Source organism: Oceanimonas aquatica (genome assembly GCF_030732065.1).
GTDB lineage: Bacteria > Pseudomonadota > Gammaproteobacteria > Enterobacterales > Aeromonadaceae > Oceanimonas.
The window spans coordinates 31859-56611 of record NZ_JAVBHX010000008.1; the positions used below are offsets into that span (position 1 = coordinate 31859).

General features: G+C 59.7%; 24 protein-coding genes. 4 read left to right on the forward strand and 20 right to left on the reverse strand.

What is annotated here, in order from left to right; genetic code table 11:
* Nucleotides 1-4: 4 nt before the first annotated feature.
* Both ribF and murJ read right to left on the reverse strand, forming a co-directional pair.
* Complete coding sequence (gene ribF, locus Q9290_RS12160; RefSeq protein ID WP_306079920.1) at nt 5-952, reverse strand: bifunctional riboflavin kinase/FAD synthetase; 948 nt, start codon at nt 950-952, stop codon at nt 5-7.
* A gap of 103 nt (nt 953-1055) precedes the next feature.
* Nucleotides 1056-2618: a murein biosynthesis integral membrane protein MurJ gene (gene murJ, locus Q9290_RS12165; RefSeq protein WP_306079921.1), complete on the reverse strand. Its 1563-nt coding sequence runs from the start codon at nt 2616-2618 to the stop codon at nt 1056-1058.
* 196 nt (nt 2619-2814) lie between these two features.
* Between murJ and rpsT the strand changes: the two genes are divergently transcribed.
* Nucleotides 2815-3075 carry a 30S ribosomal protein S20 gene (rpsT, locus tag Q9290_RS12170; protein ID WP_014291441.1) on the forward strand — a complete coding sequence of 87 codons (261 nt, stop codon included), beginning with the start codon at nt 2815-2817 and terminating at the stop codon, nt 3073-3075.
* A gap of 129 nt (nt 3076-3204) precedes the next feature.
* Here rpsT and Q9290_RS12175 read toward each other — a convergent pair whose 3' ends face one another.
* The 7 genes from Q9290_RS12175 to rppH form a co-directional block, all read right to left on the reverse strand.
* Nucleotides 3205-3498, reverse strand: a complete 294-nt coding sequence (locus Q9290_RS12175) for an ArsR/SmtB family transcription factor (protein WP_306080067.1) — start codon at nt 3496-3498, stop codon at nt 3205-3207.
* Nucleotides 3499-3526: 28 nt separating this feature from the next.
* The gene (nhaR, locus tag Q9290_RS12180; protein ID WP_306079922.1) at nt 3527-4471 is read right to left on the reverse strand and encodes a transcriptional activator NhaR; all 945 of its coding nucleotides are present in this window, start codon (nt 4469-4471) and stop codon (nt 3527-3529) included.
* Between the two features lie 89 nt (nt 4472-4560).
* Complete coding sequence (gene nhaA, locus Q9290_RS12185) at nt 4561-5760, reverse strand: Na+/H+ antiporter NhaA (RefSeq protein WP_306079923.1); 1200 nt, start codon at nt 5758-5760, stop codon at nt 4561-4563.
* Between the two features lie 176 nt (nt 5761-5936).
* Nucleotides 5937-6731: a thymidylate synthase gene (gene thyA / locus Q9290_RS12190; protein WP_306079924.1), complete on the reverse strand. Its 795-nt coding sequence runs from the start codon at nt 6729-6731 to the stop codon at nt 5937-5939.
* Complete coding sequence (lgt, locus tag Q9290_RS12195; RefSeq protein WP_306079925.1) at nt 6728-7546, reverse strand: prolipoprotein diacylglyceryl transferase; 819 nt, start codon at nt 7544-7546, stop codon at nt 6728-6730. Before lgt ends, thyA begins: the two co-directional genes overlap by 4 nt.
* A 217-nt stretch (nt 7547-7763) precedes the next feature.
* Nucleotides 7764-10022, reverse strand: coding sequence for a phosphoenolpyruvate--protein phosphotransferase (ptsP, locus tag Q9290_RS12200; RefSeq protein WP_306079926.1), 2259 nt, complete (start codon nt 10020-10022; stop codon nt 7764-7766).
* 18 nt (nt 10023-10040) lie between these two features.
* A complete protein-coding gene (rppH, locus tag Q9290_RS12205; protein ID WP_306079927.1) occupies nt 10041-10598 on the reverse strand; it encodes an RNA pyrophosphohydrolase in 558 nt (185 codons plus the stop codon).
* Nucleotides 10599-11211: 613 nt separating this feature from the next.
* On the opposite strand from rppH, the gene mutH reads away from it, so the two are divergent.
* Nucleotides 11212-11889, forward strand: a complete 678-nt coding sequence (gene mutH / locus Q9290_RS12210) for a DNA mismatch repair endonuclease MutH (protein WP_306079928.1) — start codon at nt 11212-11214, stop codon at nt 11887-11889.
* A gap of 1 nt (nt 11890) precedes the next feature.
* On the opposite strand, the gene Q9290_RS12215 is transcribed toward mutH, so the two are convergent.
* The 6 genes from Q9290_RS12215 to ffh all read right to left on the reverse strand — a co-directional run bounded on the left by Q9290_RS12215 (nt 11891) and on the right by ffh (nt 16668).
* Nucleotides 11891-13057: an MFS transporter gene (locus tag Q9290_RS12215; RefSeq protein ID WP_306079929.1), complete on the reverse strand. Its 1167-nt coding sequence runs from the start codon at nt 13055-13057 to the stop codon at nt 11891-11893.
* Between the two features lie 104 nt (nt 13058-13161).
* Nucleotides 13162-13515: a 50S ribosomal protein L19 gene (rplS, locus tag Q9290_RS12220; RefSeq protein ID WP_306079930.1), complete on the reverse strand. Its 354-nt coding sequence runs from the start codon at nt 13513-13515 to the stop codon at nt 13162-13164.
* A 32-nt stretch (nt 13516-13547) separates the two neighbouring features.
* A complete protein-coding gene (gene trmD, locus Q9290_RS12225; RefSeq protein ID WP_306079931.1) occupies nt 13548-14294 on the reverse strand; it encodes a tRNA (guanosine(37)-N1)-methyltransferase TrmD in 747 nt (248 codons plus the stop codon).
* Between the two features lie 27 nt (nt 14295-14321).
* The gene (gene rimM / locus Q9290_RS12230; protein ID WP_306079932.1) at nt 14322-14843 is read right to left on the reverse strand and encodes a ribosome maturation factor RimM; all 522 of its coding nucleotides are present in this window, start codon (nt 14841-14843) and stop codon (nt 14322-14324) included.
* A gap of 23 nt (nt 14844-14866) precedes the next feature.
* Complete coding sequence (gene rpsP / locus Q9290_RS12235; protein ID WP_306079933.1) at nt 14867-15118, reverse strand: 30S ribosomal protein S16; 252 nt, start codon at nt 15116-15118, stop codon at nt 14867-14869.
* 164 nt (nt 15119-15282) lie between these two features.
* Nucleotides 15283-16668, reverse strand: a complete 1386-nt coding sequence (ffh, locus tag Q9290_RS12240; RefSeq protein WP_306079934.1) for a signal recognition particle protein — start codon at nt 16666-16668, stop codon at nt 15283-15285.
* Between the two features lie 145 nt (nt 16669-16813).
* Here ffh and Q9290_RS12245 point away from each other — a divergent pair, with 145 nt between their 5' ends.
* Together Q9290_RS12245 and Q9290_RS12250 are read left to right on the forward strand one after the other, a co-directional pair.
* Nucleotides 16814-17605 (forward strand): cytochrome C assembly family protein, encoded by a 792-nt coding sequence (locus Q9290_RS12245; RefSeq protein WP_306079935.1) that lies wholly within the window; start codon nt 16814-16816, stop codon nt 17603-17605.
* A gap of 56 nt (nt 17606-17661) precedes the next feature.
* Nucleotides 17662-18939: an HlyC/CorC family transporter gene (locus Q9290_RS12250; protein WP_306079936.1), complete on the forward strand. Its 1278-nt coding sequence runs from the start codon at nt 17662-17664 to the stop codon at nt 18937-18939.
* Nucleotides 18940-19051: 112 nt separating this feature from the next.
* Here Q9290_RS12250 and nsrR read toward each other — a convergent pair whose 3' ends face one another.
* The 5 genes from nsrR to rlmD form a co-directional block, all read right to left on the reverse strand.
* Nucleotides 19052-19510, reverse strand: coding sequence for a nitric oxide-sensing transcriptional repressor NsrR (gene nsrR, locus Q9290_RS12255; protein ID WP_306079937.1), 459 nt, complete (start codon nt 19508-19510; stop codon nt 19052-19054).
* A 92-nt stretch (nt 19511-19602) separates the two neighbouring features.
* The gene (locus tag Q9290_RS12260) at nt 19603-20274 is read right to left on the reverse strand and encodes a tetratricopeptide repeat protein (protein WP_306079938.1); all 672 of its coding nucleotides are present in this window, start codon (nt 20272-20274) and stop codon (nt 19603-19605) included.
* 54 nt (nt 20275-20328) lie between these two features.
* The gene (gene mazG, locus Q9290_RS12265; protein ID WP_306079939.1) at nt 20329-21132 is read right to left on the reverse strand and encodes a nucleoside triphosphate pyrophosphohydrolase; all 804 of its coding nucleotides are present in this window, start codon (nt 21130-21132) and stop codon (nt 20329-20331) included.
* 8 nt (nt 21133-21140) lie between these two features.
* Entirely contained in the window at nt 21141-23354 is a 2214-nt protein-coding gene (relA, locus tag Q9290_RS12270) for a GTP diphosphokinase (RefSeq protein WP_306079940.1), read from the reverse strand.
* A 9-nt stretch (nt 23355-23363) separates the two neighbouring features.
* Nucleotides 23364-24677: a 23S rRNA (uracil(1939)-C(5))-methyltransferase RlmD gene (gene rlmD, locus Q9290_RS12275; RefSeq protein WP_306079941.1), complete on the reverse strand. Its 1314-nt coding sequence runs from the start codon at nt 24675-24677 to the stop codon at nt 23364-23366.
* Nucleotides 24678-24753: the final 76 nt, after the last annotated feature.

Consider the following 24753-nt stretch of genomic DNA (forward strand, 5'->3'; position numbering starts at 1 on the left):
GATCCTACATTCCGTTCGGTTCTGACACCGCCAGCCCGAACCATTGTCGGGCACTGGCGGCATCGCGTTGAATCTGCTCCTTCAACAGCGCAAAGGAAGCGAATTTTTGTTCATTTCGCAGCTTGTGGCACAACTCCACTTCCACCTGTTCGCCGTACAAATCGCCGGCAAAATCAAACAGATGCACCTCCAGCAGCGCCTTGGTGCCGTTCACCGTGGGCTTGTGACCGATATTGGCCACCCCGGGGTAGCGCCGCTCGCCACGCTTCAGTTCCACCGCATAGACACCCGCCACCGGGATCACCCGGCGCTTGAGGGCCACATTGGCGGTGGGAAAGCCGATAGTACGGCCCAGTTTGGCACCGTGAGCCACCCGGCCGCACAGGCTGAAAGGACGGCCCAGCATACGGGCGGCGTCATTCAAGCGGTCTTCTGCCAGCGCCCGACGAATAAGCGTGCTGCTGACCCGGCGATTTTCCATGCGCCAGCTCTGGGTGCTGACCACCTCAAAGTCAAAGACGTGCCCGGCCTGGGTGAGCAGGTTGAAGTCCCCGCCCCGGTTGCGGCCAAAGCGAAAATCGTCGCCCACCACCAGAAAACGCACACCAAGGCGGTCGACCAGCAGGCCGCGAATAAACTCGTCCGGACTCTGGGCCGCAAACTCGGGGGTAAAACGCACACACAGCAGGCGATCGATGCCAAGCTCGGCCAACCGGGCATATTTTTCCCGCAGGCGGGTCAGCCGAGGCGGCGCCTCACCACGGGCAAACAGCTCCTGAGGCTGAGGTTCAAACACCATGACGCAGGCGGGCACGTTCAGACGACGTGCTCGCTCTACCAGCCCGCGCAGCACCGCCTGATGCCCCAGGTGCACGCCATCGAAGTTGCCAATGGACAGCACGCAGCCACGATGCCACGCCTTGATGTTGTGAATGCCGCGAATTAACTCCATAAGTCCTGCTGCCGGGCCCTGCAAATCGGCGGATTATAACTCAGCCGGCCCTCGGAATCAGCCCTTGTTGGGCAAGGGTGCGATTCGGCGCAACAAGCGGCACTCATGACTCGATGGCCCGGAAGTGGCGCGGCCGCACCCCCAGTACCCCCAGCAGCACGCCATAGCACAGCGCCCCCGCCGCAATATAACCCAGCAGGTGCAGTCCGCTTTGCCACAGGCTCCAGCCGGCCCAGGTCTCCAGCGGCGGCGACAGCCACCACAACAGGGCAGCCATGCCGGCGCCGGCCGCGACCACCTGCGCCATAAAGGCCAGCGTAGTCCGGCTTGGGCTGTATACCGAGCGCTGATGCAGGCCCCAGCCCAGCAGGCCGGCGTTCAGCATACCCGACAGCGCCGTGGCCAGCGCCAGGCCCACATACTCCAGAGGAAAGATCAGCACGGCGTTGAAGACCATGTTGGCCACCATGGCGATAATGCCAAAGCGCACCGGGGTTTTGGTGTCCTGGCGGGCGTAGTAGCCCGGCGCCAACACCTTGATCAGCATGAAGGCCTGCAGTCCCAGGCCGTAGGCCACCAGGCTTTTGCCCGCCGCGGCCACTTCTTCCATACCGAACTCACCACGCATAAACAGCACGCGCAGCATGGGCTCGTTCAGCATAATCAGCCCCAGCATGGCGGGAAAGCCCATCAGCAGCACCATGCGTACCCCCCAGTCCATGGTGGCGGCAAAGCCGTCTTTGGCCTCGTCCACATGGCGGCTGGACAGCGCCGGCAGGATCACGGTGGCAATGGCGATGCCAAACAGCCCCAGCGGAAACTCCAGCAGCCGGTCGGAGTAATACAGGTAACTGATGGAGCCAGTGGCCAGAAACGACGCCAGCATGGTGTCGAACAGCAGGTTGACCTGACTCACCGACACCCCGAACAGTGCCGGAATCATCAGGGTACGGATTTTCACCACGCCAGGGTGGTGCCAGGCCCAGCGCGGACGCACCAGCAGTTTGAGTTTGGCGAGAAACGGAAACTGAAACAAAAACTGCACCAGGCCGCCGGCAAACACCCCCACCGCCAGGCCGATTTCAGGCTGGGCCAAGTGAGGCGACAGAAACAGCGCCGCCGCAATGATACAGATATTGAGAAACACCGGGGTAAAGGAGGACACCGCAAACTTGCCAAAGGTGTTGAGAATGGCGCCGGCCATGGCGGTAAAGCTGATAAACCACAGGTAGGGAAAGGTGATTTTGAGCAACAGTGAGGCCAGCTCAAACTTGTGGGCTTCGGGGCCACCGTTCAGCCACTCCATAAACCAGCCGGCACCGAACAGGGCGGTGACCACCCCTGAGCCCAGCATGCCCGCCAGGGTCACCAGAGTCACAATCAGCCCCAGGGTGCCCGACACTGCCGCCAGCAGGTCCTGAGTGTCCCTGAAGCTTTTGGTCTGCTTGTATTCGGTCATCACCGGCACAAAGGCCTGGTTAAAGGCGCCCTCGGCAAACAAGCGGCGCAGAAAGTTGGGAATGCGGTTGGCAAAAAAGAACACATCGGCGGAGGCCCCCGCCCCCATCAGATTGGCGATGACCACGTCCCGGACCAGTCCCAGCACACGGGAAACCAGGGTCATGGCAGAGACAATCATGCCCGACCGCAACAGCGCCTTGCTCAAAATGAAAACCTCGCGGTAAGAAATTGCTGAACGCAGGTGAATACTGCTAGAATTCGGCGGACAGTTTAACCCCCTGCCCTGTGCCACGCCACAGGGCGGTGTTTATTTGCACAAATCAATTGACAAACTGCGGTGAAAAAGGCATAGTCCACGGCCTTTTATGAGCACTCGCTAAGACAGATTCAGGAGTTTTACCTTGGCTAACATCAAGTCTGCTAAGAAACGCGCGATTCAGGCTGAAAAGCGTCGCAAGCACAACGCCAGCCGTCGTTCCATGGTTCGCACTTACGTGAAAAAAGTAATTGCTGCCATCGCTACCGGTGACAAGGCCAACGCCCAGAAGGCGTTTGATGCCGCTCAGCCGCTGCTGGACCGCATGGCCACCAAAGGCCTGATCCACAAGAACAAGGCCGCTCGTCACAAGAGCCGCCTGAATGCCCAGATCAAAGCTCTGTAAGAGTCTTTACTCTGGCATCGAAAAAACCGGCTTTATGCCGGTTTTTTGTTGCCTGTTTGACGGTGCAGGCCCGGCTTCAGCCAGGCAACGCAGACGACAGACGATGCCGTTGCCCCGATAAATCGGGGCCTACCGGCAATACAGCCGGTGCAGCAGGGCGATCATTTCCCGTACTTCCTCACTTTTCAGCGAGTAATACACGGTTTGCGCTTCCTTGCGGGTGCTCACCAGATCGTCATTGCGCAAAATGGCCAGATGCTGAGACAGGGCCGACTGGCTTAACCCCAGAAACTGGTTCATCTCCCCCACCGACAGTTCGTTGTCGAGCAGGTGACACAAAATGAACAGTCGCCGCTCGTTGGCCAGCGCCTTGAGCAGCTTGACCGCCTGGGCGGCATTGGCTTCCATGTCCTCAATATTCATTTCTTTGGTCGCGTTCACGTTGAAGCTCTCAGCTGAATTCATCATCAAAGGTGGCGGGGGGCGTGACCGCCGAAAAGTCGTCGAGGCCGGAGAACAGTGAGCTGAAGTCGCTTTCGCACAGTCGCTTGACCGCCGGATGCTGGATCATGCGCTCGGCGAAGATCACGTAATACTCTTCCTTCAGCTCGGTGGCCCGGCCAATTTCGATCACCGGCTGATACTGAAGTATGGCATCCCGGTAAATGGCGGGCGCCACGAAGATACCCTGATTGAAAAAGCCAAAGGCCTTCATCAGCGCTGCGTCGTCAAACTCGCCCAGGATCTGCGGCTTGAGTCCCTGCACTTCCAGCCAGTGGCGCAGCTGACGGCCCATGGCGGTGCGCCGGCCCGGGATCAGCAGCTTGCGCTCTTCGAGGCAAGCGGGAAAGGGCTTCACCGGCAGCGGCTCACGACAGTAAAAGCCGATGTCGCATTCTCCCAGCTTTTTCGACAGCAAGCCTGCATGCTGAGCCGAGTCCACCGGGCAGTCGGACAGGATCATGTCCAGCTTGTGCTCACTGAGCTGCTCCAGCAGCATCTCGTGGGTCGACTCGTAGCAGCGCAGATGAATGGAGCCGTCGTTGGGGATCACCGACAGCAGCACCCGGCTCGCCAGTCGTTTCGACAGGGCATCAGCAATGCCCACCTCAAACACCAGGTGATCTTCCTTGCGGTAGTTGACGATATCCAGCATCTCGTAAGACAGGCTGAACATGCGATCCGCATACTGGTACACCAGCTGACCCAGCTCGCTCGCCTCCAGCTGACGGCCCTTGCGCTTGAACAGCTTGCCCCCCAGCCGCTCTTCCAGCTGACGGATCTGCCCGGTCACGGTCTGGGGGGTCAGAAACAGGGCCTCGGCGGCCTTGGTGACCGAGCCCTTTTTCTGGGTCATCCAGAAATAATAGAGGTGGTTGTAGTTCAGATGTGACAAGGTGTCGCCTCCGCCATGCAATGCCCCATCATAAAGAAACCGGCCGGGTTTTTATACCCGGCCGGCCCCATTCAACTTCGGTGCTTTTCTTATACCAGCTGCGTACGCACCGACATCTTACGCCGCTCTGACTCCTTTTGCGGCAGCACCCGTCTCAGCATCACGTAACCACTGAGCGCGGCCAGGGTCGAGCCCATCAGAATACCGAGTCGCGACAGGTTGGCCAGCTGGGCCTGATCGGCAAAGGCCAGCGAGGAAATAAAGATCGACATGGTAAAACCAATGCCACACAGCACCGAGACCGCAAAGATCTGTTTAAAGCAGACTCCTGCCGGCAACTGAGCATAACCCAGACGCACCGACAACCAGCTGACCAGGAAGATACCCATGGGCTTGCCCAGCAGCAGACCCGCCATCACACCCAGGGGCAGTGCCGAGGTCAGATCGCTCAGCGACAGCCCTTCCAGCGACACACCGGCGTTTACAAAGGCGAACAGCGGTAATATCACAAAGGCACACCAGGGGTGCAGGAAGTGCTCCAGCTGCTTGGACGGTGAGAAACGATGACCATACAGCGGGATCAGAAAGCCCAGGATCACGCCGGCCAGGGTGGCGTGTACGCCCGACTTGAGCACGGCAACCCAGATAATCCAGCCCAGCAGCAAATAGGGCACCAGATTGCTTACCCGGGCCCGGTTCAGCCACACCAGACCGATAATACCAAGCAGGCCCACCGCCATGGCGGTGAAGTCGACACCGTGGTTATAGAACAGGGCGATAATGATGATGGCACCCAGATCGTCAATGATCGCCAGCGCCAGCAAAAAGACTTTCAGGGTAAGGGGGACGCGCTTGCCCAGCAGGGCCATGACGCCCAGGGCAAACGCAATGTCGGTGGCGGCGGGAATGGCCCAGCCACTCTGATTGGCTGGCTCGCCCAGGTTCAGCAGCATAAACCACAGCGCCGGAAACACCATGCCGCCGATGGCGGCCAGGGCCGGGAACATGGCCTTTTCGCGGGTAGACAGGGCGCCTTCGACCATCTCGCGCTTGACCTCAAGGCCCACCAGCAGGAAGAACACCGCCATCATGCCGTCGTTCACCCACAGCAGCAGCGGTTTATCGAGGTTGAGATCACTGATGCGCAGCTGAATGCGCATATTGAGGAATTCCTGATACATACCAGACAAACCGGTATTGGCCATCATCATGGCGATCAGGGCAGCAATAATTAACAGAATTCCACCGGCCGACTCCATGGCCAGAAAGCGTTTAAGCACATGAGACATATCGAGCTCCTTCTCAAAGACCAGCCCGAGTGTAATCAGCTTGTTACAGAGGTAATAATCGGTTGTTTCTGATCAACTCCTCGGGAAAAGCGAAAGAAAGTGCAAAACGACTTACAAATACCGATGAAAATGAAATGTTAAACTAAAGTATAGCTTTATTTACAAACAAAAATCTGTCAAATGGCCACGGGTGCTTTTATATGAGGATGTGGATGGTAGTCTTCCAGAATAAAATCCTCATATACATATTCAAACAGTGAATCCGGCCGGCGTGCCAGCCGCATGACGGGCAAGGCTTTCGGCTCGCGGCTCAGTTGCAGCCGGGTCTGCTCCAGATGATTGCTGTACAGGTGCACGTCGCCGCCGGTCCAGACGAAGTCGCCCGGCTCAAGGCCGGCCTGCTGGGCCATCATCATGGTGAGCAGCGCATAGCTGGCAATGTTGAAGGGCAACCCCAGGAACACATCACAGCTGCGCTGATACAGCTGGCAGGACAACTTGCCGTTGGCCACATAGAACTGAAACAGCGAATGACAGGGCGCCAGCGCCATTTGCTCCAGCTCGCCCACGTTCCAGGCAGAGACAATAATGCGGCGACTGTCCGGATTGGTCTTGATGGTCTCCAGCGCCTGGCTGATCTGGTCGATCACCCGGCCGTCGGCGCCCTGCCAGCTGCGCCACTGCTTACCGTACACCGGCCCCAGGTCGCCGTTTTCGTCGGCCCATTCATCCCAGATACTGACGCCGTTTTCCTTGAGGTAACCGATATTGGTGTCGCCGTTCAGAAACCACAGCAGCTCGTGAATAATGGATCTGAGGTGACATTTCTTGGTGGTGACCAGCGGAAAGCCCTCGGCCAGATTAAAACGCATCTGGTGACCAAACACCGACAGGGTGCCGGTACCGGTGCGGTCTTCCTTGCGCTCACCATGATCAAGAATGTGTTGCATCAGCTCGAGATAAGCTTTCATGCGGTCTTTGCTCCGTTACCAAACCAGTGGGGACGACGACAGGCCGCCCATAACATCAATACACCGCCGACCATCATCGGCAGCGACAACAACTGACCCATACTGAAGACGTCTAGATAGAGACCCAGCTGAGCATCGGGCTGGCGTACGAATTCCACCAGGAAGCGGAACGAGCCGTAGCACAGCAAAAACAGCCCGGAAATCACGCCCCGGGACGGCCGGGCACGCCAGGCCAGATTGAGAATAAGCAGCAGCACCACGCCTTCCAGCGCGAATTGATAAAGCTGTGAAGGGTGCCGGGGCAGCGCGCCGGCGGCCGGAAAAATCACGCCCCAGGGCACCTCGGTTACCCGCCCCCACAGCTCGCCATTAATGAAGTTGCCGAGACGCCCGGCCCCCAGGCCAAAGGGGATCAATGGGGCAATGAAGTCTGCCACTGTAAAAAAGGTTTTGTTGTACTTGCGGCCAAACAGCCAGAAGGCGGTCAGCACCCCAATCAGGCCACCGTGGAACGACATGCCGCCGGACCAGATCTTGATGAGATACAGGGGATCGGCGAGAAAGGTGTCGAACTGGTAGAAAAGTACATAGCCGAGCCGGCCACCCACAATGACGCCGAGAAAGCCGTAGAAGAGCACATCGGAAACCTGATCCCTGGTCCAGTCGGAGCCGGGCTGCGCCGCCCGCCGGTTGCCCAGCCACCAGGCAAACAAAAAGCCCAGCAGGTACATCAGACCGTACCAGTGCACCGCCAGCGGCCCAAACTGAATGGCCACGGGATCGAAGCCGGGAAACACCCAGTGAGAATCAGACATGCGCTTACCCCGAAAAATGGAAAGCGGGTATTGTAAGGCAAATGACGGCGGCTTTCCTCTTCGGGTGAGCATACCCGCATGGATTTGATGAAAGGAGAATTGCCGCTTTGTGGCAATTTGCGGGCGAGCCGCCCGCGCTCCAAAGATGGCGCTGTTTTTCTGGAGCGCAGGTGGCTCGCCTGCACTGGCGCCGACAGGCGCTCAACAGGATGACTCGCTACAGCCCCGCCCGCAGCAGTCCACCCAGGCCGCGCTCTTCCAGGTAGCGACCAAAGATCCCCTTAAAGGCGCCAACATGCTGATGGCTGAGGGCTTCCTGCAGCAGCTTTTTCAGCTCGTCGGTGCGGGACTGACGCACTATGTACTTGATGCGCATGATGTTGCTGTTGTTCATACTGAAGCGGCGGTAGCCCATGGCCATCAGCACCAGCACGCCAATGGGATCCCCGGCCAGCTCGCCACAGATGGACACCGGCCGGGCATGCTGGCGGGCGGCATCGATGATCTGCTGCAGCGCCCGCAGCACCGCCGGATGCAAAGAGTCGTAAATGTCCGCCACCCGACCGTTGTTGCGATCCACCGCCAGCAGATATTGAGTGAGATCGTTGGTCCCCACCGACCAGAAGTCCACCAGCGGCGCCAGCTCGGCCAGCTGATACAGCAGCGACGGCACTTCGATCATCACCCCCAGGCTGGGGTAGCGAATAATGCCCTGCTCGTCGGCGGTTTCCGCCGAGACCTCACGCCAGGCCCGGTCCAGCAGCCGCCGAGCCACTCTCACTTCATCCAGGCTGCCGACCATGGGCAGCATGATCGACAGGTTATCAAGGCCGATGCTGGCCCTGAGCATGGCCTTGAGCTGCACCAGGAAGATCTCCGGATGATCCAGGGTCAGACGAATGCCACGCCAGCCGAGAAACGGGTTTTCCTCGACAATGGGAAAATAGGGCAGCTGCTTGTCGCCGCCCACATCCAGGGTGCGCATGCACACCGGCTTGCCCACATAGCTGGTGAGCACCCGCCGGTAGCTGTGCACCTGCTCCTGCTCGGACGGAAAGCGATCCCGCATCATAAAAGGAATTTCGGTGCGAAACAGGCCGACCCCGTCGGCGGCATCGTTCATGGCAATATCGGCGTCGGCACTGAGACCGGCGTTGAGCAGCAGCGACACCGGCACATCGTCGAGGGTGCGGGACGCCTCCTGGCGCACCGTGGCGAACAGCTCGTCCATCTGGGCTTCTTCGACGATCACCCGGCGGTATTCCTTCAGCACCGAGGGGGCCGGCTCCACCAGCAGCTCGCCGGTGTAGCCGTCCACCACCAGCTGCCGCTCTTCCAGCAGCTCAAAGGAATGATCGATGCCCATCACCGCCGGAATGCCCATGGCCCGGGCCAGAATGGCGGCGTGGGAGTTGATGGAGCCCTTGGCCGAGACAATGGCCATCAGCTTGCTGCGGGGAATTTCCGCGATCAGGGTGGCGCTGATCTCGTCGGCCACCAGAATGATGGGCTCTGACAGGGCCAGCGGGCCGTCATCCTCGTGAATAAGCCGGGTCAGTAACCGCTGGCCCAGATCCCGAATGTCGGCGGCCCGCTCGCGCAGGTAGGGATCGGCCATGTTGGCAAACTGGGCAATCTGCTTTTCACAGACCCGCTTGACCGCACTGCCGGCGGTCCAGCCGTGTTCGATTTCCTCACGGATCAGCCCGATAAACACCGGATCCTTGAGAATGTACTGGTACACCTCAAACACCGCCATCGACTCGCCGGCCTGGGATTCCTTGAAGCGCAGGGCCATGCCGTCGAGCTCTTCCTCAACCTGGTGCAATACCTTGTCGAGGCGCCGGTGCTGCACCGGCAGATCGTCGGCCCGGCGAGCCCGCACCCGGTCCAGCTCCACTTTGGGGCGCCATACCCAGGCCTTGCCGATGGCCACCCCGGGCGAGCCGGCCAGGCCCCGCAGCATGCCGTGCCAGTTGCGGGACTTGAGGTTGCCCCTGGCCTCGGCGTGGGCGATCACCGTGGCCAGCTGGGCCGCCAGGGTCACCAGAAAGGATTCTTCCCCTTCTTCGAACAGCCGCACCTGCTTTTGCTGCACCACCAGCACCCCCAGGGTTTTGCGCTGGTGAATGATGGGCGCACCGAGAAAGGAGCGAAATTCGTCTTCGTGGGCTTCGGGCAGGTATTTAAAACTGGGGTGGTGCTGGGCATCGGCCAGGTTGATCAGCTCTTCCTTTTCACCAATCAGGCCGACAATGCCTTCACCCAGAGGAATCCGGGCCCGGCCCACCGCCTCGGGTGCCAGGCCGTCGGTGGCGGCCAGCAGAAAACCGGGCTCGTCGTCGCGTCGCAGATAAATGGAACAGCAATCCACCAGCATGGCCTGACGGGTCTGTTGTGCCAGCTCTGCCATGGCCTCGTTCAGGTCGGAGCTGGCCGTGACCCGCTGGACGATTTCCCTCAGTTCCCTTAACACTGCCGCTCCCCCTTGGTATTACCTGTGCCGTCTGCGTCCGTCCCGATGACGTCCCTGCTCCGCCCGCTGGCGGCCTTGGTCGGCCCGGTGACGGCTCTGCTCTGCCATTACGATGGGGGCAAACTCCCGCAAAACCCGTCGATATACTTCCCGCTTAAAAGACACCACCTGACGTACCGGATACCAATAGCTGACCCAGCGCCAGTCATCAAATTCCGGGTGCCCGTGGCAGCCGAATTCGATGTGTGATTCATGATCCGAGTCCAATCGCAGCAAAAACCATTTCTGCTTCTGGCCGATGCAGACAGGGTTGCTGTCCCATCGCACCAACCGCTTGGGCAGCTTGTACTTGAGCCAGTGACGGGTTACCGCCAGCTGAGTCACGTTCTCGGGTTTGAGCCCGATTTCCTCGTACAACTCCCGGTACATGGCCTGCTCGGGGGTCTCCCCATCGTCCACGCCCCCTTGGGGAAACTGCCAGGAATGCTGACCATAGCGCCTGGCCCACAATACCTGGCCTTTGCGATTGCAGATCACTATGCCTACATTGGGACGAAATCCGTCGCCATCTATCACGCAATCACCAGACTAAAAGCTAACATGCTATCGATTGTTCCATATTCCCCCATTTCCGGCAAATCAAGCCTGTACTTAGTGCTGTCTCCTTCGACCTGAATAACTCGATGTTTTGTCAACACTTATAAACAAAAAAGCTGACTCCCGACCCCGTTTCCCCCAGAAGGTGTGGATAATACTGTGATAAAAGCGGTATAGGCCGTATTCTGTCGTTAATCCGCACAGGGTAAAGGATGTGATCTGATTCAAGTTAAAAAATAAAATCACATAATAAACAACAATATAAAAGTTAAAGAAAGGATCGAACTGGATCTTTGATCAGGTTGATCAACACCTGCGATGATGTTGATAAGTCACTCCGCTCAAGAATCCATCACTGCCTTGTTATCCACAGCCCCGAACAGGATCCCGTTGATCCTTTTCCAAAAATTTTCGGTTTTTTCACCTTTAGGCCAGGATCATGAGACAGCGAAGCAGCAGGGATCCAGTTATCCAGTTTTTCTGTGGATAAGCTTGTGCAACGGCATGTTCATACTTGAGTAAAACGGGTATATGATCGTCCGCCGCCCCATTCCTTCAGGCACAGGCCCACTCCACGAAAGGTGATTGAATTTTGAACAACCCCATTTCCCGCCCCGACAGTGTCGCCGCCCTGCTGGAACATGCTCAGCAACTGGCCGGTCTGCCACTCACGGAACTGGCCCGTGAGCTGGGCCTGCCGGTGCCGGCCAACCTGCGCCGGGACAAGGGCTGGATCGGCCAGTTGCTGGAGCTGACCCTGGGCGCCAGTGCCGGCTCCAAACCCGAGCAAGACTTTCCCGAGCTGGGTGTCGAACTCAAGACCCTTCCCCTGGACTCAAACGCCCGACCGCTGGAAACCACCTTTGTGTGCGTGGCCCCTCTGCTCGATATCGCCGGCCTGACCTGGGAATCCAGCAATGTGCGCAACAAACTGTCCCGGGTATTGTGGGTGCCGGTGATTGGCGAGCGGGACACGCCCCCCGGCGAGCGGCTGATTGGCCAGCCGTTGTTATGGACGCCGAGTGAAGAAGAGGAATGGCTGCTGCGTCAGGACTGGGAAGAGATCATGGAGCTGATAAGCCTGGGCCGGGTGCAGGATATCACCGCCCGCCACGGCCAGGCGCTGCAACTGCGCCCCAAGGCCGCCAACGGCCGCGCCCTGACCGACGCCATCGGCCCCGACGGCGGCTACATACAAACCCGCCCCCGCGGTTTTTACCTGAAAACCGGCTTTACCAAAGCCCTGCTGGCCCGCCACTTTATGCTTTAAATTACGCCGCTACCGCTTCACGGGCGTTCAGCCGCCAAATCAGGGCAAACACCAGCAAAATCCAGGGCACGGCAAACAGGTTGAGCCAGACCCAGCCCAGCAACACGACGCCCTGACCGGCAAACAGGCTGCCCAGGGCGGCGGCACTGAACACCAGAAACTCATTGATGCCCTGTACTCTGGCCTTTTCTGCCGGCCGGTAGCTGAAGGTCAGCAGGTGAGTGGCACCGATAAAGGTGAAGTTCCAGCCCACGCCCAGCAACAACAACCCCCACCAGTAATGCCAGAAGCCGGTGCCGGAGAGATTGACCGCCACGCTCAGCAGCAAAGCGCCACAGCCACAGAGGATGACCTTGCGGGTACCAAAACGGCGGATCAAATGACCGGTAAAAAAGGAGGGTACAAACATGCCCAGCACATGCCACTGGATCACCATGGCGGTAGCGGGAAAATCGTGGCTGTGATGTTCCATCGCCAGGGGAGTGGCGGTCATCAGCAGCACCATAATGCCGTAGCCAATCATGCCCGAGGCCACCGCCGCCAGCAGCAGCGGCTGGCGAAACAGTTCACCATAAGCACGCACTTGCTCACCAGGCTGCACCGGCGTCGCCGCCGGCAGCGGCAACAGCAGGATCAGCAGCAGCGCGACTACATAGAGCCCAAACAAACCGTAAAAGGCGCCGCCATAGGGGTTGGGCTGATACCAGGCCTGAGACCACACCGCCAGGTTGGGGCCAATCACCGCCGCCAGTATGCCTCCGGCCATCACCAGGCTGATGGCCCTGGCATGCTGGCCGCCGTCACAGGCTTCCAGCGCCGCAAAGCGGTATTGCTGACCGACACCGATGGCAATGCCGGTGAGAAAGGTACCGGTGGCAAACAACCCCAGACTGGTGGCCGCCAGCCCCTGCAACGCTACCCAGGCCCCCAGCAGGCCAAACAGGTTACCCAGTACAAATCCGGTTTTGCGCCCCAGCCGCTGCATCAGGTGCGCCGCCGGCAGGGTGGCCGCTATCAGGCCGGCAAACTGACAGGCCACCGGCAGGGTGATCAACCAGGCCTCATCGGCCAGCTGGCGACCGATCAGCGCCGATACCGACACCAGCAGAATATTGCCCGACGCCAGCAGCGCCTGAGCGATGGCCAGCCCCCATACGGTAATCGGCATCACACACCCTTGGTTACATTAGAAACAGTTAAACCATGATAACCCGCTCGCCCAAAAACAAAAAGGCCCGCAAATGCGGGCCTTTGTTCAACAGCCGGTTCGGCTTATTTGGTGGCGAGACGCTCTTTGATACGAGCGGACTTGCCGGAGCGCTCGCGCAGGTAGTAAAGCTTGGCACGACGCACGGCGCCACGACGCTTCACTTCCACGCTGCCGATCAGCGGGCTGTGAGTCTGGAAGGTACGCTCAACGCCTTCACCGCTGGAGATCTTGCGAACGGTGAAAGAAGAGTGCAGACCGCGGTTACGCTTGGCGATAACAACGCCTTCGTAAGCCTGCAGACGCTCTTTGCCGCCCTCTACAACACGTACCTGTACGCGCACGGTGTCACCCGGTACGAATGCGGGGATGTCGCTGCGCAGTTGTTCTTCTTCAAGCTGCTTGATGATGTTGCTCATGATATTTCCTTACCTAGGGTAAACTGAAAACTCTACTGTTTGTCCTGCTGTTCGCGAACAAATTGGGCAAGAAGCTGTTCCTGCTCGTCAGTCAGAGCTAGGTTGTTAAGCAGTTCCGGTCTTCTCAACCAGGTACGGCCCAATGACTGCTGCATTCTCCAGCGCGCTATGTCGGCGTGGTTGCCACTGAGCAAGACGTTGGGAACGGCCATTCCCTCCAGTTGCTCGGGACGCGTGTAGTGAGGATGATCCAGCAAGCCTTCACTGAAGGAATCCTGCTCCGCACTCGCCATGTCGCCCAATACGCCGGGCACCAGACGGGCCACCGCATCAATCAGCACCATGGCCGGCAATTCGCCGCCGCTGAGTACGTAATCGCCCACCGACCATTCTTCGTCGATATCGGCCTGAATCACGCGCTCGTCCACTCCTTCATAGCGTCCGGCCACCAGGATCAGTTTGTCCCGGTTTGCCAGCTCGCGTACGCCCTGCTGATCCAGCTTGCGGCCCTGAGGCGACAGGTAAATCACCCTGGCCCCCTCGCCCGCCGCTGTTCGCGCCGCCGCAATGGCATCGCGCAATGGTTGCACCATCATCAGCATGCCCGGTCCGCCCCCGTAGGGTCTGTCGTCGACAGTGCGGTGTTTGTCCCGGGTGAAATCCCGCGGATTCCAGCTTTCAAATGTCAGCAGACCGTCTTTAACGGCCCTACCGGTGACCCCGTAGTCACTGACTGCCCGGAACATCTCCGGGAAGAGGCTGACAACCCCTATCCACATGATTCTCTCCGCGCAGGATGACCGGGATTAAAAATCCGGATCCCACTCTACTTCAATGACTCTGTCCGCAATATTCACGGACTTGATCACCTGTTGTTCCAGAAACGGAATCAACCGTTCCCGTTGACCAAATGCGTCGTTGGCATTGGCTTTGACCACCAGCACGTCGTTGGAGCCGGTTTCCATCAACTGAGTCACCACGCCAAGGTCGTAACCCCGGGTGTTGCTCACTCGACAACCGACCAGATCGCGCCAGTAAAATTCATCCGCCGGCAGCGAGGGCAGAGCCTCGGCGCTGACTGCGATGTCGGCACCGGTCAGTGCCTGAGCCTCTTCACGCTGGTCGATATCGGCCAGCTTGCAAATCAGGCTCTTGTTGTGGCGCTTCCATCCGGTGACCTGAATTTCACGCCAGCCTTTGCCATCTCTTATCAGCCAAGGCCGATAATCGAATATGCCATCGGGCTGATCGGTAAAGGAGTTGACTTTCAACCAGCCCTTGATGCCGTAAACGGCGCCCAGGCGGCCTACTATGACAGGTTCACTCACCTTCTACTCCCTACCCGACTGACTCAGGCAGCGGCTTTGGAAGCGTCTTTGACCAGCTTGGCCACGCGCTCGGAGAGGCTTGCACCCTGGGCTACCCAGTGGTTGATGCGCTCGATGTCCAGACGCAGTTTTTCTGCCTGGCCAGAAGCGATCGGGTTGAAGAAGCCTACTTTCTCGATGAAACGACCATCGCGAGCGTAGCGGCTGTCTGCAACTACTACCTGGTAGAACGGACGCTTTTTCGCGCCACCACGTTGTAAACGAATGGTTACCATACCGTCCTCTATTCACTTGAAACAAACAAGGTTCGCGAACATTGCGAACCCCGGCTTAAAATAAGCCGCGCAATTGTACTCCGATCAGGTGAGAATGCAACCAAAAGGGAGGTGCGCGGCCTGCTCATTCCGCCGACCGTGGCCGGCGCAAATCCATATCAGGATCAGAACGGCCCGCGGCGTCCTCCGCCACCCATGCCACCCGGCCCCATCATACCCTGCATCTGGCTCATCATCTTGCGCATGCCGCCCTTGCCGGACATTTTCTTCATCATTTTCTGCATCTGGGTAAACTGCTTGAGCAGCTTGTTCACTTCCTGCACCTCGGTGCCGGAGCCCAGGGCGATACGGCGCTTGCGGCTGCCCTTGATCAGCTCCGGACGACGGCGCTCCTTGGGGGTCATGGAGTTGATAATGGCCTCCATGCGCACGGTCAGCTTGTCGTCCACCTGATCCTTGACGTTGTCGGGCAGCTGACTCATGCCCGGCAGCTTGTCCATCAGGCTCATCATGCCGCCCATGCTGCGCATCTGCACCAGCTGATCGCGAAAGTCTTCCAGATCAAAGCCCTTGCCCTTTTTGAGCTTCTGGGCCATTTCGGCGGCCTTGTTCTTGTCCACCGAGCGTTCCATCTGGTCGATCAGCGACAGTACATCGCCCATGCCCAGAATACGCGAAGCCACCCGGTCCGGGTGGAAGGGCTCAAGGGCATCCACCTTTTCACCCATACCGATAAACTTGATGGGCTTGCCGGTAATATGGCGCACCGACAGGGCTGCACCGCCCCGGGCGTCACCGTCGGCCTTGGTGAGGATAACACCGGTGAGCGGCAGCGCCTCACTGAAGGCCTTGGCGGTGTTGGCGGCATCCTGACCGGTCATGGCATCCACCACGAACAGGGTTTCCACCGGATCGATAGCGGCGTGCAGTTGCTGAATTTCGGTCATCATGTCTTCATCGACATGCAGACGGCCGGCGGTATCCACCAGCACAACATCAAAGAACTTCTTGCGGGCGTAATCAACGGCATTGCGGCCGATGTCCACCGGCTTCTGGCTGATGTCACTGGGGAAGCATTCCACTTCCAGATCCGCCGCCAGGGTTTCGAGCTGCTTGATCGCGGCCGGACGATAAACGTCGGCACTGACCACCAGCACTTTTTTCTTTTCCCGCTCTTTCAGGTATTTGGCCAGCTTGCCCACCGAGGTGGTTTTACCGGCCCCCTGCAGGCCCGCCATCAGCACCACCGCCGGCGGCGTGACAGCCAGATCCAGGGCCTCGTTGGCCTCGCCCATCACCGCCACCAGCTCGGCGTTAACGATCTTGATAAAGGCCTGGCCCGGGCTCAGCGACTTGGAGACCTCCTGGCCTACCGACCGCTCCTTAACCCGGTTGACGAATTCCCGTACCACCGGCAGGGCTACGTCGGCCTCGAGCAGCGCCATGCGCACTTCGCGCAGGGTTTCCTTGATATTGTCTTCGGTCAGACGTCCGCGGCCGCTGATGTTTTTCAGCGTGCGCGACAGCCTTTCGGTGAGATTCTCAAACATGAACAGCGTCCGCAAATGGCGAAAATTGCGACCAGTATAACCAAGTTGGGCTCCGAACTTAAGCGTACCCGGCTGGCGATGGTCGAGGCCTTGGGGGTATACTGGTCTTTCTTTTTATATTTCCGATAAATGGCTGACATTCATTATGGAACTGCTTGCTGTTCTGGCGATGGCATTTTACCTGTTGGCGGCCTTTGCCTGCGTGCACAATCTGCTTAATCCGCACTCAAAAGGGCGCCGTTACGGTCTGCTGGCCGCCCTCTGTGCCCTGTTGCTGCACGGCGCTTGGCTGGTCAATACGGTGGTGCTGGTGCCGGGGCAGAACCTGAGCATGCTCAACGTGGCGTCCCTGGTCAGCCTGATCGTGGCCAGCCTGATGACCCTGCTGGTCACCCGCTTCAATGTCTGGGTGCTGATACCGGTGGTGTACGGCTTTGCCTTTTTATTGCTGCTGGCCGATATGCTGCTGCCCGGCAATTACACCATGCACCTGGAAACCCGCCCCGAGGTGCTGGTGCACATCACCCTGGGGCTGATGTCCTACTCGCTGCTGGGCATTGCCTGCCTGATGGCCATTTTGCTGGGCTTTCTCGACCACCGGCTGAAGAAACACAAGCTCACCAACCTGCCCTCCATGCCGCCGCTGATGACCCTGGAGCGCTATTTGTTCCGGCTGATCTTTGCCGGTGTGGTGCTGCTGACCCTGTCCATTTCCAGCGGCCTGTTCTTTTTGCAGGAAATGTTCAGCCCCGGCAAGGTGCACAAGGCGGTACTCACCATCATTGCCTGGTGCGTGTATGTGGGATTGTTGTGGGGCCATCACCGTCTGGGCTGGCGTGGCCGCAAGGTAATCTGGACCAGCGTGGCCGGCAGCCTGCTGCTCACTCTCGCCTATTTTGGCAGCCGCTTTGTACGGGAAGTCCTGATCGGTTCTTGACAGGCTTTCGGCAAACTCGTAGAAATTGATCAGGTTTTTTACACAGGACGGTCTGTTTGGACGACATATCGACGGGTGCCCTGACCGGCATCCTGATTGCACTGCTGTTTGTTTCCGCCTTTTTCTCCAGCTCCGAAACCGGCATGATGTCGCTTAACCGCTACCGGTTGCGGCATCTGGTGCAAAGCCGCCACAAGGCCGCCACCCGGGTTGAAAAGCTGCTGTCCCGCCCGGATCGCCTGATTGGTCTGATCCTGATTGGCAACAATCTGGTCAACATTCTGGCCTCGGCCATCGCCACCCTGCTGGCCATTCGCCTGTTCGGCGACTACGGCGTGGCCGTGGCCACCATTGGCCTGACCCTGGCGGTGCTGATCTTCTCGGAAGTCACGCCCAAGACCCTGGCCGCCCTTTATCCGGAAAAAGTCGCCTTTCCCGCCTCCATTATTCTCAAGCCGCTGATGGTGCTGCTGTATCCGGCGGTGTGGGCCATCAACGCCATCTCCAACGGCCTGCTGGCACTGTTTCGCATCAACCCCAAGGGCGGGGAAGACACCGCCATCAGCTCCGAGGAATTACGCACCATCGTCAACGAGGCGGGCGGCCTGATCCCGCGCCGCCACCAGGACATGCTGGTGTCGATCCTGGATCTGGAGAAGGTGACGGTGGACGACATCATGGTGCCGCGCAACGAGATCTACGGCATCGACATCACTCAGGACTGGAAAAGCATCAACCGCCGGCTGCTGCAAAGCCCCCATACCAAGGTGCTGCTGTACCGGGACAACATCGATGATGCGCTGGGCTTCATTCACGCCCGCGACGCCCTGCGACTGCTGGCCAAGGAAGAATTGTGCAAACCCAGCCTGATGCGGGCGGCCCGGGAGCTGTATTTCATTCCCGAGGCGACGCCGCTCAACGTGCAATTGCTCAAGTTTCAGCGCAACAAGGAGCGCATAGGCCTGATTGTGGATGAATACGGCGATATTCAGGGTCTGATCACCCTGGATGACATTCTGGAAGAGATCGTCGGTGATTTCACCACCACCATCAGCCCCACCCTGAGCGACGAGATCAAGCCCCAGGACGACGGCTCCTACCTGATTGAAGGCTCGGCCAGTATTCGGGATCTGAACAAGGAGCTGAACTGGGATCTGCCCACCGACGGCCCCCGCTCCCTCAACGGCCTGATCCTGGAATACCTGGAAGACATTCCCGAAGCCAATATCGGCCTGCGCCTGGCGGGTTACCCGATTGAAATTCTGGAAGTGGAAAACAACGTGATCAAGCAGGTACGGGTACAACCCCAGTACTATCTGCCAAGGCATGGGTGAACGGCCACGGAAATAAAAGCGCCTGACGGCGCCAATGCAGGCATCACGGTTTCAGTTGGTTTGCCCGGCTGAAGCCGGGCCTACAGAGAGTTACAGCCAGTCAATCAACAGCTCAGCTCGCGCTGCGGCGCAGACTTTCCGACTCCAGATGGCTGAAAATGGTCATCAGCTCGTCCCGGTTGCCCACCAGATCCGCCAGGGTATACCCTTCCATCACCTGTAAAAACGCTTCCATCGCCTGCCCCAGGGCGTTTTTCAGTCGGCAGGCCGGCACCAGCTGACAGGCCGGACTGCCGCAATCAATACCCCTGAGGTTGTTTTCCAGCAACCGGATCACTTGGCCGACGTTAATGTCCTTGGCTTCACGGGCCAGACGAATGCCGCCATTCTTGCCGCGCAGGGCATGAATGTAGCCTTCCCGGGCCAGCTGGTTGATGACCTTGACCATGTGGTTACGGGAAACATCATACAGCGCCGACACCCGGGCCACGCTGGTCAGCTCGCCCCGCGGCAGGGTCGCGAGGTACATCAGGGCCCGCAGGCCAAAATCGGTATAGGTGGTCAGCTTCATCGGAACATGTCCAGGTGGAGGGCGAACATATATACATAATACACATTCATGCACAAACTGACATTAAATGTCAGGTCAAAAAGCGGTGGCCGTCAGTACAATAGCTGATGGTTGAGCGCTTTCACCTTGTGCTCCGGCATACGTGCCGCCAGCCCCTGGCTCAGTCGCTGTGCTTCCTGATAGCGCGCCTGGTCGTCGGTCACGATCTGCTTCAGCCAGAGGTAGGCCTGGGGATAGTCCAGCGGACTGCCGGCGCCGTCCAGCAGCCAGGCGGCCCAGGTGAACTGGGCCTTTTCCAGCCCCAGGCTGGCGGCTTCCTGCATCAGGGGCTCGGCCCGCTCCCGGTTTTGCTGCACCAGGGTGCCATCGTAGTAATAGCGCCCCAGTTGCTCCAGCGCCGCCGGCAGGCCCTGACGGGCCGCCGCCCACAGCATTTGCAGGCCCCGGCGCGGCTCGGCGGGCACACACACGCCCCAGGCCAGCATGTCGCCCCACAAAAACTGGTAGGACGGCATGCGCAGCACCTCGGCCCGGGCCTCGATGTCCTGCACCAGCTGGCAGTCATCCCGATCCCGCACCCGCTGCAGATGACGGTTCTGATTAATCAGGCCGATCAGCTCGTTTTCTTCATACAGGGGCACCGCCTTGAGCCCGTCCAGCTCCGTCTCAAGGGCAGAGGAGAGATCGGGATCCGTGGCCAGGGGCGTTTCGGCGGCCGAGACCGACAAACAACAACACAGCAACATCAGGGGAAAAGGCTTCATGGCACCTCCTTTATGTGCCGGTTATCGGCCGGTGCCCGCAAATATTGAGCCGGCTCAGCTCTCGCCGCCCTTGACCAGCTTCCAGTAGCCGTCCAGCTCGTCCAGCGAGCAGGCCCGGCTGTCTTTGCCATCGGCGGCCAGCAACTGCTCCACGGCACGAAAACGGCGCTCGAACTTGTCGTTGGCCCGGCGCAGCACCGCTTCCGGCTCCTGCTTGAGGTGGCGCACCAGATTGACGGTGGCAAACAGCAGATCCCCCAGCTCGTCGGCGATGCGGTCTTGATCGCGCTCGGGCTGGTTGACCTCTTCCATGACTTCGTCCAGCTCTTCCAGAATCTTGTCCACCACCGGCGGCAGCTCGCGCCAGTCAAAGCTCACGGCGGCGCAGCGCTTCTGAATTTTGTGGGCCCGGGTCAGCGCCGGCAGCGCCAGGGGAATGTCGTCCAGGGCACTGGTGGCGTTGGCATTGCGTTGCTTGCGCTCCTCGGCCTTGGTGGCCTCCCAGTTGGCCTTGATGGCGGCCTCATCGTCGAAGCGGGCATTGCCGAACACATGAGGATGGCGGCTGACCAGCTTGGCACTGATGGCCTGCACCACATCGCCGAAATTAAAGCGGGACTGCTCTTCACCCAGGCGGGAATAAAACACCACCTGAAACAATAAATCCCCCAGCTCCCCGGGCAGTTCGTCCCAGGCCTCACGGGCGATGGTATCGGCCACTTCGTAGGCCTCTTCCAGGGTGTGCGGCACTATGCTGGCGAAGTCCTGCTTCAGATCCCAGGGGCAGCCGTTTTCCGGATCCCGCAGGGCGGCCATGATCGCCAGCAGATCGGTCAGCGAATATTGGTGTTGTTCCATGTCTCTCCCTAAAGTCGACGGGCTTCCAGAATGTCCGGCAGCTGGCTGATGCGGGCCAGGGTCCGGCTCAGGGTATCGATGTTGTAAACTTCCAGCTCCATGTCGATGGTGGCGGTCTGCTGCTTGCGGCTGGAGCGGCTGTTCACGCTCATGACGTTGATCTTTTCATTGGCCAGTATGGTGGTAATGTCCCGCAGCAGGCCGGAGCGGTCGTTGGCGACCACCCTCAGGGTCAGGTGGTAGCCACCGCCGTTGTCTTCGCCCCATACCGCCTCCACCACCCGCTCCGGATGCTGGGCGGTCAGCTCCTTGAGCTGGTCGCAGTCGGCCCTGTGTATGGAGATCCCCCGCCCCTGGGTAATGAAGCCGATGATCTCGTCGCCGGGAATGGGCTGACAACAGCGGGCGGTGTTGGTCAGCAGGTTACCGACGCCCTGCACCACAATATGGCCCTTGGGCTTGTTGTCCTGCTGCTTTTTCGCCGCCTTTTGCTCCAGATCCCGCAGCACCTGCTGATCCTGCTCTTCACTGGTGGGCTTCTTGTGCTGGCTTTGCAGATGATTGAGCAACTGGTTGATGCGCAGATCACCGCCGCCGATACCCGCCAGCAGATCGTCCAGGCTGGTGACGTTAAAACGCTCCAGCGCCTTTTTGTCCACCTGGGAAAAGGTCAGCCCCAGCCGCTCCAGCTCCTTGTCGAGCAGCTCGCGGCCGGCCAGTATGTTCTTGTCCCTGTCCTGCTTCTTGAACCAGGTGGCCACCTTGGAGCGGGCCCGGGCGGTGCGCAAAAAGCCCTGGTTGGGGTTCATCCAGTCGCGGCTGGGGTTGGGCTGCTTCTGAGTGATGATCTCTACCTGATCACCGGTCTGCAGCTGGTAGGTAAAGGGCACGATACGGCCGTCGACCTTGGCGCCGATGCAGCGGTGACCTACCTGACTGTGTACGTAATAGGCAAAGTCCAGCGGCGTGGCACCGGCTGGCATATCCACTACATCGCCTCTGGGGGTGAACACATAAACCCTGTCCTCAAACACCTGGCTGCGCAGCTCGTCCACCAGGGAGCCGCTTTCGGCCATGTCTTCCTGCCAGGCCAGCAGCTTTCTGAGCCAGGCGATCTTTTCCTCAAAGCCGCCCTGTTTGCCGCTACCGGCGCCTTCCTTGTATTTCCAGTGAGCGGCCACCCCCAGCTCGGCGTCCTGATGCATTTGATCGGTGCGGATCTGGATCTCCACCGTCTTGCCCTCGGGGCCGATCACCACGGTGTGAATGGACTGGTAGCCGTTGGGCTTGGGGTTGGCAACGTAGTCGTCGAACTCCCGGGGAATATGGCGCCACTGGGTGTGTACTATGCCCAGCGCGGCGTAGCAGTCCTGCAGCCGGTGGGTCACCACCCGCACCGCGCGCACATCGAACAGCTCGTCGAAATCGAGGTTCTTTTTCTGCATCTTGCGCCAGATGCTGTAGATGTGCTTTGGCCGGCCATACACCTCGGCCTCGACCCCGGCCTCTTTCAGGGCACTGCGCAGCGAGCCGACAAAGTCACTGATATAGGCTTCCCGGGCCAGCCGCTTCTCGTCCAGCAAGTGAGCAATGCGCTTGTAGGTCTCCGGGTGCAGATAACGGAACGACAGGTCTTCCAGCTCCCATTTGAGCTGGCCAATGCCCAGCCGGTTGGCCAGGGGCGCATAGATATTGGCGATCTCCTTGGCCACCAGCACCCGGGTTTCCTCATCGGCGCGCTTGACCTCGCGCAGGCAGGTGATGCGCTCGGCCAGCTTGATCACCACGGCGCGCACGTCTTCCACCATGGCCAGCAGCATGCGCCGCACCTTGTCGACCTGGGCCTCGTTGCCCTTGTCGCTGTGCACGTGCTGCAGCGAGCGAATGGCCTCCATGTCGGCAACGCCCTGCAGCAGGCGGTGAATATTGTCCCCGAAGTCTTCCTGTACCCGCTCCGGGCTCAGCACGCCGTGTTCCACAAAGGGGTACAGCAGCGCCGATTTCAGGGTGTCGGCATCCATACTCAGGGTCAGCAAAATGCCGACCATTTCCACCCCCTGGGCCAGCAGCCGCCCCTGCGCCTCGGCACACAGCTCCAGTTGCTGGCAATACTCGTAAACCGCTGTCAGCCGCGCCCGCTCATTCGCATCCAGCGGCAGGCTGTCGGCCCATTCCCGCAGGCAGAAGGTCGACTTCAGATGTGTTTCGCGCACGGCAACCATAGGCGTCCTTTAACTGAGTTCAAACAGCGCCATCGCTTCGCAATGGGGCGTATGGGGAAACATGTCAATGAGTCCCAGCCGGGCAAGGCGATAACCGGCGGCGAGCAGCACTTCGCTGTCCCGGGCCAGGGTGGCCGGGTTGCATGACACGTACAGCAGCCGCTCGGGCGCCAGCTCAGCCAGATAGGGCATAACCTGCTCGGCACCGGCCCGGCCCGGGTCGATCAAGACGCGGTCAAAGCCTTCCTGCGCCCAGGGCTCAATGGTGAAATCGGCGGCCAGATCGGCCCGGTAAAACCGGGCCTGAGACAGCTGGTTGTCTTCGGCATTGCCCCGGGCCTGCTCCACCATTTCCATCACCCCTTCCACGCCCACCACCGGATGACCGGCGGCGGCCAGGGGCAGGCAGAAATTGCCGATACCGCAGAACAGATCCAGTACCGACTGACCGGGTTTCGGCGCCAGCCAGTCGATGGCCTGGTGCACCATGCGCTCGTTCAGGGCGCCGTTAACCTGAATAAAGTCGCCGGGGGTAAACGAGAGCCTGAGCTTGTCCATTCGGTAATACAGCGGAAACGGCACATGCAGCGGGCGCCGGGCGTGGTCGTCCTGCAGAAACAACGCCAGGTTTCGCTCCTGGGCAAAGGCCAGCAGGGCATCGAGATCCGCCGCCGGCAGGTTGCCGGTGTGACGCAGCAACAGCGCCACGCCCTCGGCGGCGTCGTACAATTCCAGGTGGCCCAGCTGGCGCAGGGCCCGCAGCCGGTTCAGCAGCTGTCGCAGCGGACCGACCAGGCTCGACAGCACGGTTGTCAGCACGCCACAGCGCTCGATTTCCACCAATTCGTGGGACTGAGGCTGGCGAAAGCCCAGGGCCACACCCTTGCCTCGGCGGCGAATGGCCAGCCGCGCCACTCGGCGATAACCCTGGCCCTCTCCGTCCAGCCACTCGGGCTCGGGCAGCACGTCGATGCCGTGGCGGGCAAACAGCTTGCTCACCGCTGTTTGTTTCAGGGCACGCTGAGCCGCCAGCGGCAGCTGCTGCAGATTGCAGCCACCGCAGTCGGCCACGTGATTGCAAAAGGGTTTGACCCGGTCGGGCGAGGCCTTGAGCACCTTTTGCAGGGTAGCGGTGGCATAGCGGCTGGTCTGGGTGGTCAGTATTACCCGGACTTCCTCGCCAGGCAGTACCCCGGCCACGAACAGCGGCTTGCCCTGGTGCCGGGCCACGCCCATGCCGTGACCATTGAGTTCCAGAATGCGAATATCCAGCGGCGTTTTCGCCGGTACAGCGGGCTTTTTCACCTTGAAGAACTGAACCATAAAACGTGGAGCCCTCGAACCGCCTATGTCATCATAAGTCTACTGTCTATCGAACGCGCATTGTCCCACATTAGCC